The organism is Rothia sp. 11254D007BW (assembly GCF_053548195.1).
On the sequence record NZ_JBPWPK010000001.1, the window covers coordinates 582,641 to 600,212 of the forward strand.

Below are 17,572 nucleotides of genomic sequence, written 5' to 3' on the forward strand. Positions count from 1 at the left end.
CGATAGCTCACCCGTTGTAGGGGTGGGCACAAACCTAGGAGACAGATTTGTCCGCTCTTTCCATTACCGTCGCAGGTGCCGCCCAGCAGGTTGAGGCCGGTACCACCGCAGCCGACCTGTTCGCTGAGGACCGTGAAATCGTCGTTGCCCGTATCAACGGCACCCTGGTTGACCTCTCCACCGAACTGACTGACGGCGACGCTGTCGAGCCCGTTTCTGTTCATGAAGAAGACGGCCTGAACGTCCTGCGTCACTCGGCTGCCCACGTCATGGCCCAGGCTGTTCAGAACTACCGTAAGGACGCCAAGCTCGGCATCGGCCCTTACATCACCGACGGTTTCTACTTCGACTTCGATGTTGAAGAGCCCTTCACCCCCGAGGATCTGAAGAAGATTGAGAAGGATATGGTGAAGATTATCAAGAGCGGTCAGACCTTCCGCCGCCGCGTGGTCACCCAGGCTGAGGCTGAGGCCGAGATGGCAAACGAGCCCTACAAGCTGGAACTGCTGACCCTCTCCCAGGGCCCTGGCTCCGGTGCGGACGCCGCCGAGGGTGCCTCCGTTGAGGTCGGTGCCGGCGAAATCACCATCTACGACAACGTTGATAAGAAGGGGGAGACCGTCTGGAAGGATCTCTGCCGCGGCCCCCACGTGCCCAATACCAAGCTGATTGCTAACGGTTATGCGCTGATGCGTTCCGGTGGCGCCTACTGGCGCGGTTCTGAGAAGAACCCCATGCTGCAGCGTATTTACGGCACCGCCTGGCCTTCTAAGGAAGAGTTGGTTGCCTACAAGGAGCGCATTGCTGAGGCTGAGCGCCGCGACCACCGCCGTCTGGGTGAAGAGCTCGACCTCTTCTCCTTCCCCAAGACCGTCGGCCCCGGCCTGCCCGTGATTCACCCCAAGGGTGGCGTCATTCTGCGCGCCATGGAAGACTACGTGCGCGCCCGCCATATTGAAGAGGGCTTCGAGTACGTTAAGACCCCCCATATCTCTAAGGAAGATCTCTTCTACACCTCCGGCCATCTGCCCTACTACGCGGACGGTATGTTCCCGGCTATGGAGGACGAGGGCCAGGCCTACCGCCTCAAGGCCATGAACTGCCCCATGCACAACGAGATCTTCCGTTCTCGTGGCCGCTCCTATCGTGAACTGCCCCTGCGTCTGTTCGAGTTCGGTTCGGTCTACCGTGATGAGAAGTCCGGTGTGCTTTCTGGCCTGACCCGTGTTCGTATGATTACCCAGGACGACTCCCACTCCTACGTCACCAAGGAGCAGGCACCTGCTGAGGTTGCCCACCTGCTCAAGTTCATGCTGTCCCTGCTAGAGGACTTCGGCATGACCGACTTCTACCTTGAGCTTTCAACCCGCGACACCGAGGGCGATAAGAAGGATAAGTTCATCGGTACGGACGAGCAGTGGGAAGAAGCAACCGCTGTGCTGGAAAAGGTTGCTGCTGAGACCGGTCTGGAACTGGTGGCTGACCCGGGTGGCGCTGCCTTCTACGGCCCCAAGATTTCTGTGCAGGCTAAGGACGCGATTGGCCGCACCTGGCAGATGTCGACCGTGCAGTATGACTTCAACCAGCCTGCCCGCTTCGGCCTGGAGTACCAGGCATCTGACGGCACCCGCCAGGAGCCGGTCATGATTCACTCGGCTAAGTTTGGTTCCTTTGAGCGTTTCATGGGTGTGCTGATTGAGCACTATGCTGGTGCTTTCCCTGCCTGGCTGGCTCCTGTTCAGGTGATTGGTGTGCCTGTTGCTGAGGCTTTCAACGATTACATGGGTGAGGTTGCTGCCAAGCTCAAGGCTCGCGGCGTGCGCGTCGAGGTGGATTACGGTACTGACCGCTTCCCCAAGAAGATTCGTACTGCTTCTAAGGAGAAGGTGCCCTTCATCCTGATTGCCGGTGGCGAGGATGCTGAGAACGGTGCTGTTTCATTCCGCTTCCGCGACGGCTCCCAGGAAAACGGCGTGCCCGTGGACGAGGCTGTGGAGCGGATTGTGAAGCATATTGAAGAGCGGGTGAATGAGGATCCTCATTCACTCTCTGCAGAATAAGTAAATAACCAAGATTTGTCGATGACTATGAACCTAGGCAAATCTTGTTGACGAGTGGGAGCCTCAACCATGTTTGGGGCTCCCACTTCATTTAAATGAAGGATGAAAATACAGCGATTCTTGCGATCGACTAAATACTAAGCAACCGTAGCCAAACCAGTGCGGGCCAATAACCACACGTTGGATCACTAGTCCCCCAAAGACAGGGCCAGTATCTTCCTAGCACCACCTGGCGTTTAATGGCACCTAAAATGCTCAGAAAGGAACAAGCCTGGATAGTTCTTCGCGCTATACGCCCAATGTGAAGACTGAGCCTCTGCCTGCATAATCAAAGTTGACAGGATCGCCCTACGGCGCATACAGCTTAAAGTATCTCGGATCCTGGTAAGCGGTCATCACAAAACAAGGCGTTAACGAGGCGGCTGGTGAAGAGATTCCTCAGGCCTTCGCAGTTAGAACTTGATTCGGTAAGTAGCCCTGCTTGCTTTGAGATAAATAAGTCTGCTTGGTAAAATTGTGGGTGCAAGTAGCTCTCAATGAGGAGGAACCATGAAGGACATTTACGCCAAGAAAAGTCCAGCCAAGGTTGGCCTGAATGTGGTGCTCTGCCTAGTCTTTGCGCTTCTTTCTGCTTCATCTGCGATGGAGCGCTCGGGGTTCTTTGGGGTGCTGCTATGGGTAGGTGCTCTCTTCTTTGCCACCGCTGCAATCGTACTAGCAATCTACCTAGCCACCGGTCGTAAGGCCCTCGCCATCACAGCAGAGGGAATCCTGAACAGAACGACTATCTCAGCAAGGTCATCAGCTCTCATTCCCTGGGAAGCTGTTGGTGGAGTCTCCAACGAGCTAGGTGGAATCAAGATTCACCCCAGCTCCCATGCAGACGCAGAACGTTACATAACCCCGCGGAACCAGGCCATTATGACCCAGCACCTCACGCTACCTTCTGGAATGAAAAAGCGCGATCTCATTCAAGCTATCGAGGACTATCGGGATTCCGCGCATGGTGAAGCCAAAGTTGCTGCCATAGATACCAGCCGATAGGTCTGCAATAGAACCTCTAAACCGCACATGTCCAAAAACGTCCATATGCCAAGCCCTGAAGAAACCCTCCGCATCCCCAAAAGTCGCGGAAAGAGCGTCCTGATCGCCCTTCCTCACTCCAGAAGGGTTCTTTGACCATAGCAGCATTGCCTCCCACGGTAACCACCTTATCCATTGGAAAGTTATCGGTGATATCAGAGCTGATAATCAAGCCCAAAAAATCTACGTTGATATTGCCGATACCCACACCTATAACTGGATACTCACCGGCTGTCGCGCCCTCACCAAAGTCACGCATGACGGGGCGGAAAACTCCACCATCGGCATCTCAACCACGCCAATGAAATTGCCATCCGGTATAACCCGTGAAGGACTGGCAGCAATGATGAGAGACTACCGCGATAGAGCTTCAAATCCACCCACGGTAGAAGATTCTTAAAATCAAGAGAGCTGTCCTTAGTGCTAGGTTGGAAATAACCACCTTCCTACCAGCAAGGACTCCCATGAACATTGCTAGCCTCGGTGAAAGAGTCGGTGCAGCCCACTACTACCGCGGTATTCCCTACGCGCGGGCGGCCAGGTTTGCCGCGCCGCGCCCGCTCAGCCTCGACGACCTACCCGCCAGCTTCACCGCCACCGACCCTGCCCCCGCTGCACCCCAGCACGTCCGCCCCGGCAAAAAAGGAATGCGGCAGGCCCCACTCATGAGCGAAGACTGCCAAAACCTCACCATCGTCACCCCAGCGGACGTCCGTACCGGCGAACGCCTGCCAGTCATGGTTTACTTCCACGGCGGCTCCTACGTCTACGGTTCCGGGGACGGGCAACGCTACGACCCTTACCTGCTGGTCACCGAGCACCGCCTTATCGTGGTCAAGGTGACGCATCGGCTGGGCTACCTGGGCTTTATGGGTGGGGCATCCGGGCGTCCTGCTAATCTCGGGCTGCTCGATGCCCGCCAGGCCCTGCGCTGGGTCCGCCGACATATCGCGAGCTTCGGGGGAGACCCCGACCGCGTCACCGCCTTTGGGCAGTCAGCGGGTGGCGATCTGGTTGCCCGCCTCATGATCGCAGACGGTGTGGCGGAGGAAAATCTCTTCCAGCAGGTCATCATTCAAAGCGCCCCCTTACATCTGATTCACGGCAAGGACGCCATGACCCGCCACCTGCTGGCCGTCACCTCCCAGATACCCCTGGACGCACCCGCCGCAGTGTGGGCGCGGGCGTCCCACCGGCACGTCATGGCTAACCCTCTCCGGTTTGGGCTTGACCGCGCCATGATGCCCTTCGGCTGCCACTACGGGCACTACCCCCTGCCTGCCGAAGAGCATGAGGACGCCGCCTACCGGGCGGTTGCGCCCCATTTCAAGGTTCTGGTGGGGTCCTTGGAACGGGAGTCGGGCTACTTCACCCCTCCGCTGACCGGTAGGGCCGGACGAGCGCAACGGGCTCTGCTGGAGCAGCAGATTCGTTCATTTTCCCAGCGGCTGTACGCAGACCCGGCGCGGGTCTTTGCTCAGCGGCATCAGGACGCCGGTGGACAGGTGCTTGCCTACCGGCTAGCAACGGGGGCGGCGGGGGACCCTTTCGAGTCTGTCCACTGCACTGACCTTGCCCTGCTCTTTGATAACCCTATTTGGGAAGGTAGTCGGCTGTGGGCGGGGGCTAGTAGGCAGAACCAGCAGAAGCAGGGCGCGGCTCTTCGGTCTATCTGGGCTGGCTTCGCCCGCACGGGGGAGTATGCCCGGGAATGTTTTGAGGAAGCTAGGCTGCAAGAGGTGGTGTAAGAGAACTAAGGGGCAGAGGCTGCAGTAGAAAGAATCCCTTGACACGGCTCAGCTTCAAGTCATGATTGTTGTTAAGTACCTACATGAAAGGTGGATATTATGACTGGTATCAAACCCTCAACAATTCTTACCTCGAGGCAACTGAATCAAGATGTCAGCGCGGCAAAACGCGCAGCTTCAGTAGGCCCTGTCATTATCACCGATAGGGGTACTCCCTCATTTGTTTGGCCGGCCGAGTAAAAACCTCCACCGTTGAAACCACATTACCCTGGGAAAAGTCCTTAAACCTCACCACTAGGGGTGTAGCCTATGACCCGCCAGAAAGGTTCGGCGACCTCGGCATTTGTTACCACAATTCCCAAACGTAAGGTGCTGATATTTGAGCACTGCCGAACCGCACCCAAGTAGGCGTCGTGCAGGGCCCGGCCCACCCCGCGTCCTCGCGCCTGCCCAATTATGCGGCTCCCTCCACCAGTCGCTCAATAAACCTGACCGCATTATCGCGGGAGCGAGCTATGCGCTCTTCGAGGGACAGGGTCTCGTCCATCTGGCGAATACCCGCCGGCTTTTTCTTGCCCCGCACATAGTCGGTGCAGGCCAGGTTGGAGCACAGGTAGGTGCCGATGGTGTTGCCGCGTCGCCCCGACTCGCCCGGACGGGCCGCCGTATACAGCGAAATCCCCGACCCCGGGTGCAAAGTCAGGCAGAACTGGCACATCTGAGCGGCCTTACTCTGGGCCTTAGACTTTTGCAGCAGCACGCCCTGCACTTGCCCCTCGTGTTCCACGACCAGGCAACCCTTGAGCGGGCTTTTGGGGTCGAGCCAGGACAGGAAAATCAGGTCGTCCCAATTCTGCTCCTTGAGGCTGGGTAGGTTGAGGCGTTTAGCCTCGCCCTTAGAGCAGTTAATAAAAGATGAGCGGACGGCAGCTTCGGTCAGTTCTTGCATACCTGCAAGTTTACCCCTCACTGCTTCGGCACCCCGGGAATAACCCAGCCCCGTAACTGGTTAAAACAGGTGAACAACACCACCTGAAAGGCCGAATGAACATGACTTCGCCCCTCTTTGAACCCTTCACCCTGCGTTCCATGACCACCCGTAACCGTCTTTGGGTTCCGCCCATGTGCCAGTACTCGGTCGAGCAGCAGGACGGTAAGCCCACCGCCTACCACGTTTCCCACTACGGGGCTTTAGCCCGGGGTGGGGCGGGTGCCGTCATCGTCGAAATGACCGGTGTTGAGCCCGCCGCCCGCATCAGCCCCTACTGCCTGGGCATTTGGAGCGACGAACACACCGAGGCTTTCAAGCCGGTCGTTGAAGCAATTCACGCCGGGGGAGCCAAGGCAGGTATCCAGATTGCTCACGCAGGACGAAAGGCTTCGACCCCCGGCGAGCTGGTGCCGCACGACGGTGGTTCACTGGGCGAGGACGAGGGTGGCTGGGTTACGCTGGCCCCGTCCGCTCTTGCCTACCCCGGCTTGAAAGAACCCGAGGAGCTGACCGAAGAGAAAATTGACGATCTAGTTCAGGCCTTTGCCGCGGCTGCCGCCCGCGCGGTGGCTGCTGGCTTTGACTTCATTGAGATTCACGGGGCACACGGCTACCTGATCACCCAGTTCCTCTCACCCCTCTCGAATCAGCGTGAAGACTCCTACGGTGGTCCCCTGGAAAACCGGGCCCGCTTCGCGCGCAGAGTTGCCCGTGCCATGCGCGATGTCATGCCCGCCGAGATGCCCCTGATTGTGCGTCTGTCGGCTACCGAGTTCGTTGACGGCGGTATTACTGTTGAGGAAACCTCACAGGTGGTGCGCTGGCTCGCCGAGGACGGCGTAGACTTTGCCGATATCTCCACCAGCGGTAACTATCCGGCAAAGATTAAGGTGTATGCGGGCTACCAGGTTCCTATGGCTACTCAGGTCAAGCGCGAGAGCGGCCTGCCGGTAGGGGCTGTTGGCATGATTAACTCACCGCGTCTGGCTGAGTTTATTGTGGGGTCGGGGCAGGCTGATGTGGTGCTGGTGGGCCGGGAGGCTCTGCGTAACCCCGCCTTCGCCCTGCACTGGGCAGATGAGCTTAAGGTAGATATCGACTACGTGCCCGCCCAGTACCTCCGGGCCTGGGGTACCCGGCGCTAGGCGGCGTCCTACCTGCCCCTCGGGATAAACTGAGGGGTATGGTAGAAATTCCCGACTACACCACCGACGATTTCGAGCTACCCGGTGTGCCCGATGCCTTCCAGCGGCTCTGGACGCCCCACCGCCGCGCCTATGTGAAAGGTGGGCAGAAAGACTACACCGAGAACACCTGCCCCTTCTGCGACGCCCCTGACCATGACGACACTGAATCGCTGATTGTGCACCGCGGTGAACATGCCTACGTCATTCTCAACCTCTACCCCTATAACCCCGGGCACCTGCTGGTTTGCCCCTATCGGCACATTCCGAACTATGACGATGCAACACTGGAGGAAACCGCCGAAATTGCTGCCCTCACCCAGAAAGCTATGGGAATCCTGCGGGAGGTGAGCCACGCAGCCGGCTTCAATATCGGCATGAACCAGGGCAAAGTCGGCGGGGCAGGGGTCGCCGCCCATCTGCATCAGCACATTGTGCCCCGCTGGAGCGGCGACACGAACTTCCTGCCCATCGTGGCTGGCACTAAGACGGTCACACAGACCCTGGACGAGATCCGGGAACTGCTCAGCGATGCCTGGGATAGTCGAGGGCAGTAGGTAAGCCAACCGCCCGCCGACCCTCTGATATCTCGCGCTGGGGCGCTCGATATCATTCACGCCAGCCCCGTGCCAGCGGGCTTATTGGCTTACCCACCGCCTTCCTAGAACAGCGATTCCTGCACGGACGCCGGGGGAGTGAGTTCCCCGTGTTGGCGGCAGGCTCTGTTGGAGAGTTCTGCGGTGTTGATGAAGAAGGTCTGGTCGGGGTCGCCGAAGTGGGCTGTGAGGAACTTCCCGGTTCCACCGGTGATGTAGAAGCCGTGGGTGCCTTCGGTGAGGGTGGGGTAGCCGGTGAGCGGCTCGGGGTTTTCAGCGCGTAAGGACGCGTAGGCCCGGCTCATCGCGACGGACGGCACCCAGCGGTCTGCGGTGATGTCGAAACCGTCGATGGTGTCGTGGGCGTCTTCGAGCGCCCAGGTGGCGTTTTCTACGGCCATGTAATGTTCAGATTTGAGGCGCTCTGTGCTGGCGGGGTCGACCCAGGCCTTGTATTTGGTGGAGGCCCGTTTGAACTGGGTGAGGTTGGCCTCGTGCGAGACCAGGTCTTCGAGCTGGCGCACAATGATGCCGGTGTCTGCCCGGGCAACGAAAGTAGCTGCGGCGACGGCCTGGTCGTCGAGACGGCGGGGGTTGGAGTGCAGGGAGGCGGTGCCAACCTTGGAAGTGCCGTCGGGGAAGGTTGCGATGTAGAGGTAGTGTTCGAGATTGACGTAGGCTAGGGCTGCCTCGTTCATTCGAGAACCCAGGTGGATGCGGTGAATAGGCGCGAATTCGTCGCGGGCGAAACAGGAGTCGCACTGCTTGCCCTTGGTGATGATGGTGTGGGTGGGGCAGGGCTCCAGATGAAAGCCAACGCTATCGACGTTGGCCTGTGAGTAACCGCTGCAGTAGGTGCCGGTGCCGCGGACGTCCGCTGGGATGGCGCTAAGGCCGAGGAAGCTACCCGGGGTTATGGCGATAGTTTCAATCTCACCGCTAGGTTGACCATCAAGAAGAGGCTCAATTTTAAGGTAGGGAGCCCTGTCGCGCCAGGTGATGTCACGCCAGATAAATTCGGGGAAGGGTACAAGCTGGTTCATGGAAGTAGTCATTACAGGTTCGAAGCATACACAAACCCGGTAAGATAGTCACCATGTCACGACCTGTTGTTCGCCTTGTTGGCCAAGGCATTCGTTATGCGACCAAGTTGCGCGGGGGCGGCTCTGCCTTCCCGGGCTTGGTCATGGAGAAGTTGCACCCTAATTTTGTGGCGGAGGAGCTGGCTAAGCTGCCGCGCGGTGTCGTCGTTGTTTCGGGTACGAACGGTAAGACGACCACTACCAAGATGGTGGTGCAGCTGCTGGAAGCCCAGGGCCTGAAGGTCTTTACCAACCGCACCGGGTCGAACTTCGTGCGGGGTGTGGCTGCTGCTCTGCTGGGTGAGATGAACCTAACGGGTAAGCTGGACGCTGACATCGCGGTACTTGAGTTGGACGAGGCTCACGCGGTGCACTTTGTCCGCAAGGTCAAGCCCAATTACGCGCTGCTGCTCAACGTCCTGCGTGATCAGCTAGATCGCTTCGGTGAGATTGATACGACCCGCCGTATGCTGGCTACGGTTGCCGGTGCCACGACGGGCACCGTGGTGCTCAACCGAGAAGACCCGCGTATTCGTTCTCTTGCTGAGAATATTCAGCCCGGCACCCGGGTGAGCTACTTCGGCCTGTCTGAGAAGCTCCGTGCCCTGTTCCCGTCCGATGACGACCTGCGCACCAGCCCCGAGGGTGCTGACCGCGCGGACGCCGGTCTTTTGGCGCCCGAGCTGCCGGCGGCGTCCGTCCTGCTCAAGGACTTCAAGGGAACCGCCGCCACCTTCGATGTTGCCGGTAAGGAGCTGGCGGGCACTATTAACCTTTACGGCGTCTACAACATCTTCAACGCCGCTGCGGCAATGGCCCTGACTCGCGAGGTCATGGGAGAGGCCCTCAACGAGACTAAACTTCTAGCTGAACTTGAACATATCGCGCCGGCTTTCGGTCGCGGTGAAACCCTCACCGTTAACGGCCAAACCCTCCAGCTGCTGCTGGTCAAAAACCCCAGCGGTTTCCGCCTGTCGCTGGCCTCTGCCGACGCCAAAGACTACGCCACCATGATTACCATCAACGACGCCTACGCCGACGGCCGTGACGTCTCCTGGCTCTGGGACGTAGACTTCCACTCCTTGGTTCAGGGGGGTGTCACCATGGTATCGGGCGTACGCGCCTACGATATGGCTCTGCGCCTGGAGCATGACGATGTCTATGTCGAGAACATCAACGAGAACCTAGAAGAAGCCCTGGCCACCTTTATCGTCAAGTCAGACGGACGCCCCATGCGGATCTTCTGCACCTACACCGCCATGCTGGCAATCCGTAAGGAACTGGCAAAAATCACCGATGTGGAGGAAATCTAATGAGCGATTTTGAGAACGCACCGGTCGAAGTGGGCGAGCAGATTATCACCCAGACCGGCAACAACAAGAGCCTCAAAATTGTGCAGCTCTACCCCAAAGACATGAACATCTACGGGGACTGGGGCAACACCCTGTCGCTCTCCCGCCGGGCCCAGGCCCACGGTTTCACCACCGAAATCGTTGACTACAACCCCGGTGATGAATTCCCGCTCGATGGCGATATCTTTGTAGGCGGCGGTGGCCAGGATTCAGGCCAGTCCGTGATTCAGGACGACCTGCTCGCCAACGCTGAAACCCTGCGTATGCTGGCAGAAGACGGCACCCCCATGCTGGTTATCTGTGGTCTTTACCAGCTCTTCGGTAGAGAGTTCAAAACCGTAGGCGGCGTCACCCTCAACGGTATTCGCGTCTTTGACGCTAAAACCGTCGGCGGCGAAGAACGCCTGATCGGCAACATCGTTGAGGAATCTGAAGAGTTCGGCACCATCATTGGGTTCGAAAACCACTCGGGGCTTACCTATCTCTCCGGCGACACCAAGCCCCTGGCCACCGTCACCAAGGGCGAGGGCAACAACAAGGAAGATTCCGGCGAGGGCGCCCGCGTCCACAACGTCATCGGAACCTACCTGCACGGCTCCCTGCTGCCCAAGAACCCCGCCATCTCGGACTTCCTCATCAAGCAGGCAGCAATCAAGAAGTACGGCGAATTCACCCCCGTCGTCATCGACGACACCCTTGTGGAAAAGGCACGGGCCTCAGCGTCCGCCCGTCCGCGCTAGAATAGTACGAGGTACATCGCGCCTGCCCGCGTGCAGGCGCACCAGACGAATAAGGAGAATCATGTCAGGTCACTCCAAATGGGCCACAACCAAGCACAAGAAGGCAGCAATTGACGCCAAGCGCGCCAAGGCCTTCGCTAAGTACATCAAGGCAATTGAAGTTGCAGCTCGTATGGGTGGCCCCGACCCGGCAGGTAACCCCGCCCTCGACCTTGCAGTCTCAAAGGCCAAGAAGAACTCGGTTCCCAACGACAACGTTGAGCGCGCAATCAAGCGCGGCGCCGGCCTGACTGGTGAAGCCGTTGACTACACCGAAATCATGTACGAGGCCCGTGGCCCCCAGGGTACCGCCCTCTACATCGAGTGTCTGACCGACAACCGCAACCGTGCAGCTGCCGAGGTTCGCACCGCCGTCACCCGCAACGGCGGCACCATGGCAGACTCCGGCTCTGTAGCCTTCCTTTTCGAGCGCAAGGGCGTTGCCGAAGTTGCTAAGACCGAGGGTCTGACCGAGGACGACGTCCTCATGGCAGTGCTCGACGCCGGCGCAGAGGAAGTCATCGACGAAGGCGAGATCTTCACCGTTGTCTCCGAGGCAACCGACCTGCCCGCTATCCGTAAGGCTCTGGAAGAGGCTGAGCTCGAGTACAACAACGACGACCCGGTCTTCCGCCCCACCATGCAGGTAGACCTCGACGCCGAAGGTGCTAAGAAGTTCCTTAAGCTCGCTGACGCCATCGAAGAACTGGACGACGTACAGAACGTCTACTCCAACGCAGACATCAGCGAAGCCGTCATGGCCGAGCTCGAAGCTGAGTAACCAGCAGGGAAAGGAGGAGCGCGTGGCCCCGGCTCACGGCACCTCACACCAGCGCCCGGAACCCGCCCCGCGAGTTCCGGGCGCTGCCCGCATTCTGGGGGTTGACCCGGGCCTCACCAGGTGCGGTTTCGGTTTGGTCGATATGACGGCCAACCGCAAGGCCCACTTCGTCAACGTGGGAGTAGCAGGTACCGCCGCTTCGGAGAGTCTGGACGCCCGCATCCTCAAGATTCTGCGCGCTGCCGAGGCCTGGCTCGACACCTACCAGCCCGACGCCCTGGCAATTGAGCGAGTTTTTGCCCAGGAACAGGTCAATACCGTGATTGGTACTGCCCATGCCTCCGGCGTGGTAATTGCGGCTGCCGCTGCACGCGGCGTGCCGGTACACTTCCACACCCCCTCAGAGGTGAAGGCCGCGGTGACGGGCTCCGGACGCGCCGATAAAGCATCGGTGGGGCGCATGGTTACCCGCATTTTGGGGCTTGACGCCATGCCCAAACCGGCGGACGCAGCGGACGCCCTCGCCCTTGCTATCTGCCACGGCTGGCGCGGCGGGGGCATTGGCTCCGGCATCAACATGGCAGCCACCACCCAGACCCACCAGGGCTCCAACCCGGCGGCAGCGCGCCGCAGCGCCCAGCTCACCCCCGCCCAGCGGGCTTGGATAGAGGCGGAGGCAAGGGCACGAAGATAGGGCAGGGCTGTTGGGTAAGCGGCGGACTCACAGCGAAGCTGCTGGCTCGGGGCTGGCGTGAATCGCGGAACGAGCGCAGCGAGTCGCGTGAGAGGGTCGGCAGCGAGCGTGAGTCCGCCGCTTGCCCGTAACATACAAGACGCACGCTTCTTGTATTAGTACATATATTCGAATAGAATTGGTTTCATGATTAGCTCACTGACCGGTACCGTGACCCATCTGGGGTTGGAGACCGCTGTTATCGACGTTAACGGTTTTGGCATGCTGGTGCATCTCAATGCCCGTACAGCTTCGCAGCTGCGCCTGGGGGAGAAGGCTACGGTTCTGACCACCATGATTGTGCGTGAGGACTCCATGACCCTCTACGGCTTTGCTGAGCCTGCTGAGCGTGAGGTCTTTGACATGATGCTGTCGGTGTCGGGTATCGGCCCGCGCATTGCCCTGGCCGTGTTGGGCGTGCATACCCCGGCTGAGGTTGAGCGTGCTGTAGCAACCGGTGACGATAAGGCTTTCACTAAGGTTCCCGGCATTGGCCCTAAGGGGGCGCGCCGCATCGTCCTTGAGCTTGCTGGCAAGCTGATTTTGGCGGACGGCGCTACCGACCAGCTGCCTATCGGCCAGGGTGTGAGCTGGAAGCCCCAGGTACAGGATGCCCTGACCAGCCTGGGCTGGAACGAGCGGGACGCCGTGAGCGCCATTGAGTCTTTCATCGAGCACAACCCGAAGGCTGAAACCATGGGTGTTGCCGAAGCGCTACGGGCGGTGCTGGCTTCGCTGGGCAACCAGAATACGGTGGGGCGATAGGTAGAGTATGAGTCAGTTCCCTCACGCCGATGGCCAGATTCCCGGCCAGCGCCTGGTTTCGATGGATGAAGAGCCAGAAGAAAAAATGATTGAGGCGGCTCTGCGCCCCAAGTCTCTTGATGACTTTGTGGGGCAGCAGCGCGTGCGTCAGCAGCTGTCGCTGGTGCTTGAGGCGTCGAAGATGCGCGGACGCTCGGCCGACCATGTGCTCCTGTCGGGCCCTCCCGGCCTGGGTAAGACCACCCTGGCTATGATTATTGCTGCTGAGATGGATGCGCCCCTGCGTATTACCTCCGGGCCGGCTATTCAGCATTCGGGTGACCTGGCTGCGATTCTTTCCTCTCTTACTCCTGGTGAGGTGCTCTTTCTTGATGAAATTCACCGTATGAGCCGCCCGGCTGAAGAGATGCTCTACATGGCCATGGAAGATTTCCGTGTGGATATCGTGGTGGGCAAGGGGGCGGGGGCAACCTCTATTCCCCTGGAGCTGCCGCCCTTTACCCTGGTGGGGGCAACCACCCGTGCGGGTCTGCTGCCCGGGCCCCTGCGTGACCGCTTCGGCTTTACTGGCCATCTGGAGTTCTACTCGGTCACCGAGCTAGAGAGCGTGATCCGCCGGTCTGCTGGCCTGATGGAACTCAACATTAGCCCCGAGGGTTTTGCAGAGATTGCGGGTCGGTCCCGGGGCACACCCCGTATCGCCAACCGCCTGTTGCGTCGCGTGCGCGACTGGGCTCTGGTCAACGGCATCGACCGTATCGAGGCCTCAGCGGCAGCAACAGCCCTCAACATGTACGAGGTCGATGAGCGCGGCCTGGACCGCCTAGACCGTGCGGTGCTTGAAGCTCTGATTACCAAGTTCGGCGGGGGACCGGTGGGCCTCTCCACCCTAGCTATTGCGGTGGGCGAAGAGACCGAAACCGTTGAGACCGTTGCCGAGCCCTACCTGGTACGCGAGGGCCTGATCGGGCGAACCCCCCGCGGGCGAGTTGCCCTGCCGGCTGCCTGGGAGCACCTGGGGCTAGAGGCACCCGAGCTGCCCTAGCCGTCCGCCCCTGTAATATCAGGGGGTAACCAGCCAACTGCAAGGAACTTGGCATAGAATGGGGACTTAGTTTGTTCACCCCCACCAACTACGTTAAGAGGGATTCTCGTGCAGTCAGGCTCACCCCTGTTTATGCTCCTACTTCTGGGCATCATGATGCTGGTGCTCATCGTGCTACCGGCACGCCGCGCCAAGAAGGCCCAGCAGCAGATTAAGGAACGTCAGGACGCCATGGTGCCCGGCACCCAGGTCATGACTAACTTTGGTCTCTACGGCTCTGTTGTCTCTATCGACAAGGAAGCCAATACCGCCCACCTGGAAATTGCTCCGGGCACCGTGGCTAAGGTTCACCTCATGACCGTCACCAGCATCGAGGAAGACACCGCTGCCGCGACGGTAGCCGACGCCGAGCGTCCTGTCATCCAGGGTGAAGTCGCAGACGATCCTAAAAACTAAACCACAGCTTAGGGTGCGCTACCTCTAGATTCAGAGGTGGCGCGCTTTTTCACGTTTCACGAACCCACTCACCTGAAGGGGCACCGATGGCTCAACCATCCAACGTTACCAAAGCCAGAGGGGCACTCGCCTCAATGGCCCTGGTGCTGCTCTTACTCGCCGGAGGAATCTTCGGCACCACCTTTTCCGGGGGCAGCTGGCTGCCCAAGCTGGCCCTAGACCTCTCTGGCGGTACCCAGCTCATCCTGTCACCCGAGGTCAACGACTCCTCGGGCGAGGCCATTACTGCTGAACAGCTCGACCAGGCTGTTGAAATTATCCGCCAGCGCGTCGACGGCGCGGGCGTGGCAGAAGCTGAAGTGACCACCCAGTCGGGCCAGAACGTCGTTGTTTCTGTGCCCGGTACCTTGAGCTCAGAAACCCGCGATCTGATTCAGACCTCGGCGCAAATGAGCTTCCGCGCGGTTATTAACGCTGGCACCCCGCAGGCGGTTGCGGCGGACGCTGCCGCTGCCGAGGACGCCCTACCCTCGCCGACGGCTGAACCCACCGACGGATCCGACTACAACTGGGTGACAGGCGACCTCTGGCGCCAGTACGAGCAGCTGGACTGCACCGTGCCAGCCAACGTCGATACCTCTAACCAGGACCCCAACTCCGCCATTGTCGCCTGTGCCTCAGACGGAAGTGAAAAGTACATCCTGGGCCCCATCGAAATTGAGGGTACCGATATCGATACAGCCTCCTACTCCCAGGTGGCTAGCTCAACCGGTTACGCGACCGGCCAGTGGGGTGTGAATATCGTTTTCAACGAGGCTGCTACCCAGACCTTTAAGGACGTCACCACCCGCCTGAACGCTATTCGCGGCACTAACGCGTCCGACCCCCGCGCCCGTTTCGCCATCATGCTGGATGGCCAGGTGCTCTCATCCCCTGTCACCCAGGCGGTCATTACCAACGGCCAGCCCCAAATTACCGGTAACTTCACCGAGCAGGACGCCGCAAACCTGGCTGAGCAGCTCAAGTACGGTGCCCTGCCCATTAGTTTCACTATCCAGTCAGAACAGCAGATTTCTGCAACCCTGGGTGCTGACCAGCTAAAGATGGGTCTGATTGCCGGTCTAATCGGTCTGCTACTGGTGTTTGTCTACTCCCTCTTCCAGTACCGTCTGGTGGGCCTGGTCAATATCACCTCGATTATTGTGGCTGGTCTGCTCTCCTACGGGGTGATTGTGCTGCTGGGCCACTTGATGAACTACCGCCTGTCTCTGGCGGGCGTGGCCGGTCTGATTGTGTCCATTGGTCTGATGGCAGACTCCTTTATCGTCTACTTTGAACGTATTCGCGATGAGATTCGTGCCGGCCGCACCATTCCTGCCGCTATCGACCACGGTTGGCTGCGCGCCAAGCGCACCATCATGGCCTCCAAGGCCGTGAACCTGCTGGCCGCTGTAGTGCTCTACTTCGCCTCTGTTGGTAACGTACGCGGCTTTGCCTTCACCCTGGGTCTCACCGCCGTTTCAGACCTGATTATCACCTTCCTCTTCATCCACCCGCTCATGGTTCTGCTGGGCCGCAAGGACTACTTCCGCAACGGCGGACGCTTCTCGGGCATGGACCCGGTAGCCCTCGGCTCCACCCCGCTCTACCGGGGTGCGGGGCGCGTCCGCACTCCCGAAGAAGCTGAAGGCACCCTATCCCTAGCTGAGCGGAAGCGCCGCGAGCGCCTGGCCGCTGAGGCGGCTGAAGCTGAAGCGGCACAGGGGAGTGCTGATGTGGAGCCCCTGCCTGCCGCAGATCCCACCACTACAGAGGAGGCCCGCCGTGGCTAATAAACTCGCTCAGTTCGGTAATGAACTGCATTCTGGTCAGCGGTCGTTTGGGTTTGTGCCTAAGCGTCGCCTGTGGCTGACGGTTGCCCTGGTCCTTGTGGTGTTGGCGGCCCTGGTGCCGGTGGTGCGTGGAGGCTTCAATCTGGGCATTGAGTTCCGAGGTGGTTCTGAGTTCACCGTGTCGCAGGTGACCAACACCGACATTACGATTGGCCAGCAGGCAATTGCTGACGCCGCCCCCGAGGCGACGGACGTGCGCGTCACCAATATCGCTGCGGGTACCGTGCGCGCTCAAATGAGTGAGCTGACGGACGATGAGACTCTGGCAGTGGGCCAGGCCCTGCAGACCGCCTACGGTGTGGGCGCTGATCAGGTGACGTCGTCCTTCGTGGGCCCCACCTGGGGCGCAGGGGTGACCCAGCAGGCCCTGGTGGGTCTGGTGTGGTTTATCCTGCTGGTGATGATTGGTATGGCCCTCTACTTCCGCACCTGGAAGATGTCGGTCTCAGCCATTGCTGGTCTGGTTTTCACCATCGTGACCACGGTAGGTCTATACGCTCTCATTGGTTTTGAGATTACCCCCAGTGCGATTATCGGCTTCCTGACCGTGTTGAGCTACTCGCTCTATGACACGGTGGTGGTCTTCGATAAGATTCGCGAGAACACCGAGGGGCTTGAAAAACGTCGCGATACTACCTTTGCTGAGCAGGTGAATCTGGCGGTCAATCAGACCCTGGTGCGCTCTATTAATACCTCGATTGTGGGTATTTTGCCGGTGGGCTCGATTCTCTTTATCGGCGCCTTGCTCCTGGGGGCCGGTACCCTCAAGGACCTCTCCCTAGCCCTCTTTGTCGGTATCATCATCGGCACCCTGGGAACGCTCTTTGTGGCGGCTCCCGCCTACGCTGCCCTGCGCCTGGGTGAGAAGGGCGTGCGTGAGCATACTGATATGGTCCGCCGCACCCGCCAGGGTCAGGTAACAGAGGATGAAGAGCATGCGGACGCCGCCGCTCAGCCGTCAGCGCCGGTGAGCGTGACAGTTCATCCGGTTAACCTTGAAAGCTAGAGGGGCTTACAGCTAGGCC

The 17,572-nt window shown here is 59.6% G+C and carries 17 protein-coding genes; 14 read left to right on the forward strand and 3 right to left on the reverse strand.

Features of this window, described 5'->3' with window-relative positions:
• Window positions 1-47: 47 nt before the first annotated feature.
• Window positions 48-2,060, forward strand: a complete 2,013-nt coding sequence (gene thrS, locus ACEE43_RS02705) for a threonine--tRNA ligase (protein WP_449107117.1) — start codon at window positions 48-50, stop codon at window positions 2,058-2,060.
• A gap of 549 nt (window positions 2,061-2,609) precedes the next feature.
• Window positions 2,610-3,104 (forward strand): hypothetical protein, encoded by a 495-nt coding sequence (locus ACEE43_RS02710; protein ID WP_449107118.1) that lies wholly within the window; start codon window positions 2,610-2,612, stop codon window positions 3,102-3,104.
• Between the two features lie 16 nt (window positions 3,105-3,120).
• Here ACEE43_RS02710 and ACEE43_RS02715 read toward each other — a convergent pair whose 3' ends face one another.
• On the reverse strand, window positions 3,121-3,402 hold the full coding sequence (locus ACEE43_RS02715) for a hypothetical protein (protein ID WP_449107119.1): 282 nt from the start codon (window positions 3,400-3,402) through the stop codon (window positions 3,121-3,123).
• Window positions 3,403-3,607: 205 nt separating this feature from the next.
• Between ACEE43_RS02715 and ACEE43_RS02720 the strand changes: the two genes are divergently transcribed.
• Window positions 3,608-4,891: a carboxylesterase family protein gene (locus ACEE43_RS02720; protein WP_449107120.1), complete on the forward strand. Its 1,284-nt coding sequence runs from the start codon at window positions 3,608-3,610 to the stop codon at window positions 4,889-4,891.
• 454 nt (window positions 4,892-5,345) lie between these two features.
• Here ACEE43_RS02720 and ACEE43_RS02725 read toward each other — a convergent pair whose 3' ends face one another.
• Complete coding sequence (locus ACEE43_RS02725; RefSeq protein WP_449107121.1) at window positions 5,346-5,840, reverse strand: FBP domain-containing protein; 495 nt, start codon at window positions 5,838-5,840, stop codon at window positions 5,346-5,348.
• Between the two features lie 101 nt (window positions 5,841-5,941).
• Between ACEE43_RS02725 and ACEE43_RS02730 the strand changes: the two genes are divergently transcribed.
• Both ACEE43_RS02730 and ACEE43_RS02735 read left to right on the forward strand, forming a co-directional pair.
• The gene (locus tag ACEE43_RS02730) at window positions 5,942-7,027 is read left to right on the forward strand and encodes an NADH:flavin oxidoreductase/NADH oxidase (protein WP_449107122.1); all 1,086 of its coding nucleotides are present in this window, start codon (window positions 5,942-5,944) and stop codon (window positions 7,025-7,027) included.
• A gap of 38 nt (window positions 7,028-7,065) precedes the next feature.
• A complete protein-coding gene (locus ACEE43_RS02735; protein ID WP_449107123.1) occupies window positions 7,066-7,623 on the forward strand; it encodes an HIT family protein in 558 nt (185 codons plus the stop codon).
• A gap of 104 nt (window positions 7,624-7,727) precedes the next feature.
• On the opposite strand, the gene ACEE43_RS02740 is transcribed toward ACEE43_RS02735, so the two are convergent.
• Window positions 7,728-8,705, reverse strand: coding sequence for a hypothetical protein (locus tag ACEE43_RS02740; RefSeq protein ID WP_449107124.1), 978 nt, complete (start codon window positions 8,703-8,705; stop codon window positions 7,728-7,730).
• A gap of 44 nt (window positions 8,706-8,749) precedes the next feature.
• Here ACEE43_RS02740 and ACEE43_RS02745 point away from each other — a divergent pair, with 44 nt between their 5' ends.
• From ACEE43_RS02745 to secF, 9 genes are all read left to right on the forward strand, one after another.
• A complete protein-coding gene (locus tag ACEE43_RS02745) occupies window positions 8,750-10,057 on the forward strand; it encodes a MurT ligase domain-containing protein (protein WP_449107139.1) in 1,308 nt (435 codons plus the stop codon).
• Window positions 10,057-10,836, forward strand: a complete 780-nt coding sequence (locus ACEE43_RS02750; protein WP_272878546.1) for a type 1 glutamine amidotransferase — start codon at window positions 10,057-10,059, stop codon at window positions 10,834-10,836. Before ACEE43_RS02745 ends, ACEE43_RS02750 begins: the two co-directional genes overlap by 1 nt.
• A gap of 61 nt (window positions 10,837-10,897) precedes the next feature.
• Window positions 10,898-11,656 carry a YebC/PmpR family DNA-binding transcriptional regulator gene (locus ACEE43_RS02755; protein ID WP_237185748.1) on the forward strand — a complete coding sequence of 253 codons (759 nt, stop codon included), beginning with the start codon at window positions 10,898-10,900 and terminating at the stop codon, window positions 11,654-11,656.
• Window positions 11,657-11,678: 22 nt separating this feature from the next.
• Window positions 11,679-12,350, forward strand: coding sequence for a crossover junction endodeoxyribonuclease RuvC (ruvC, locus tag ACEE43_RS02760; RefSeq protein ID WP_449107125.1), 672 nt, complete (start codon window positions 11,679-11,681; stop codon window positions 12,348-12,350).
• Window positions 12,351-12,536: 186 nt separating this feature from the next.
• Complete coding sequence (gene ruvA, locus ACEE43_RS02765) at window positions 12,537-13,154, forward strand: Holliday junction branch migration protein RuvA (RefSeq protein WP_449107126.1); 618 nt, start codon at window positions 12,537-12,539, stop codon at window positions 13,152-13,154.
• A 7-nt stretch (window positions 13,155-13,161) separates the two neighbouring features.
• Complete coding sequence (gene ruvB, locus ACEE43_RS02770; RefSeq protein WP_185174666.1) at window positions 13,162-14,199, forward strand: Holliday junction branch migration DNA helicase RuvB; 1,038 nt, start codon at window positions 13,162-13,164, stop codon at window positions 14,197-14,199.
• Window positions 14,200-14,307: 108 nt separating this feature from the next.
• Window positions 14,308-14,655, forward strand: coding sequence for a preprotein translocase subunit YajC (locus tag ACEE43_RS02775; RefSeq protein WP_449107127.1), 348 nt, complete (start codon window positions 14,308-14,310; stop codon window positions 14,653-14,655).
• Between the two features lie 86 nt (window positions 14,656-14,741).
• A complete protein-coding gene (secD, locus tag ACEE43_RS02780; RefSeq protein ID WP_449107128.1) occupies window positions 14,742-16,487 on the forward strand; it encodes a protein translocase subunit SecD in 1,746 nt (581 codons plus the stop codon).
• A complete protein-coding gene (gene secF, locus ACEE43_RS02785; protein ID WP_449107129.1) occupies window positions 16,480-17,553 on the forward strand; it encodes a protein translocase subunit SecF in 1,074 nt (357 codons plus the stop codon). The genes secD and secF overlap by 8 nt, the downstream gene beginning before the upstream one ends.
• The last annotated feature ends 19 nt before the right edge of the window (window positions 17,554-17,572 follow it).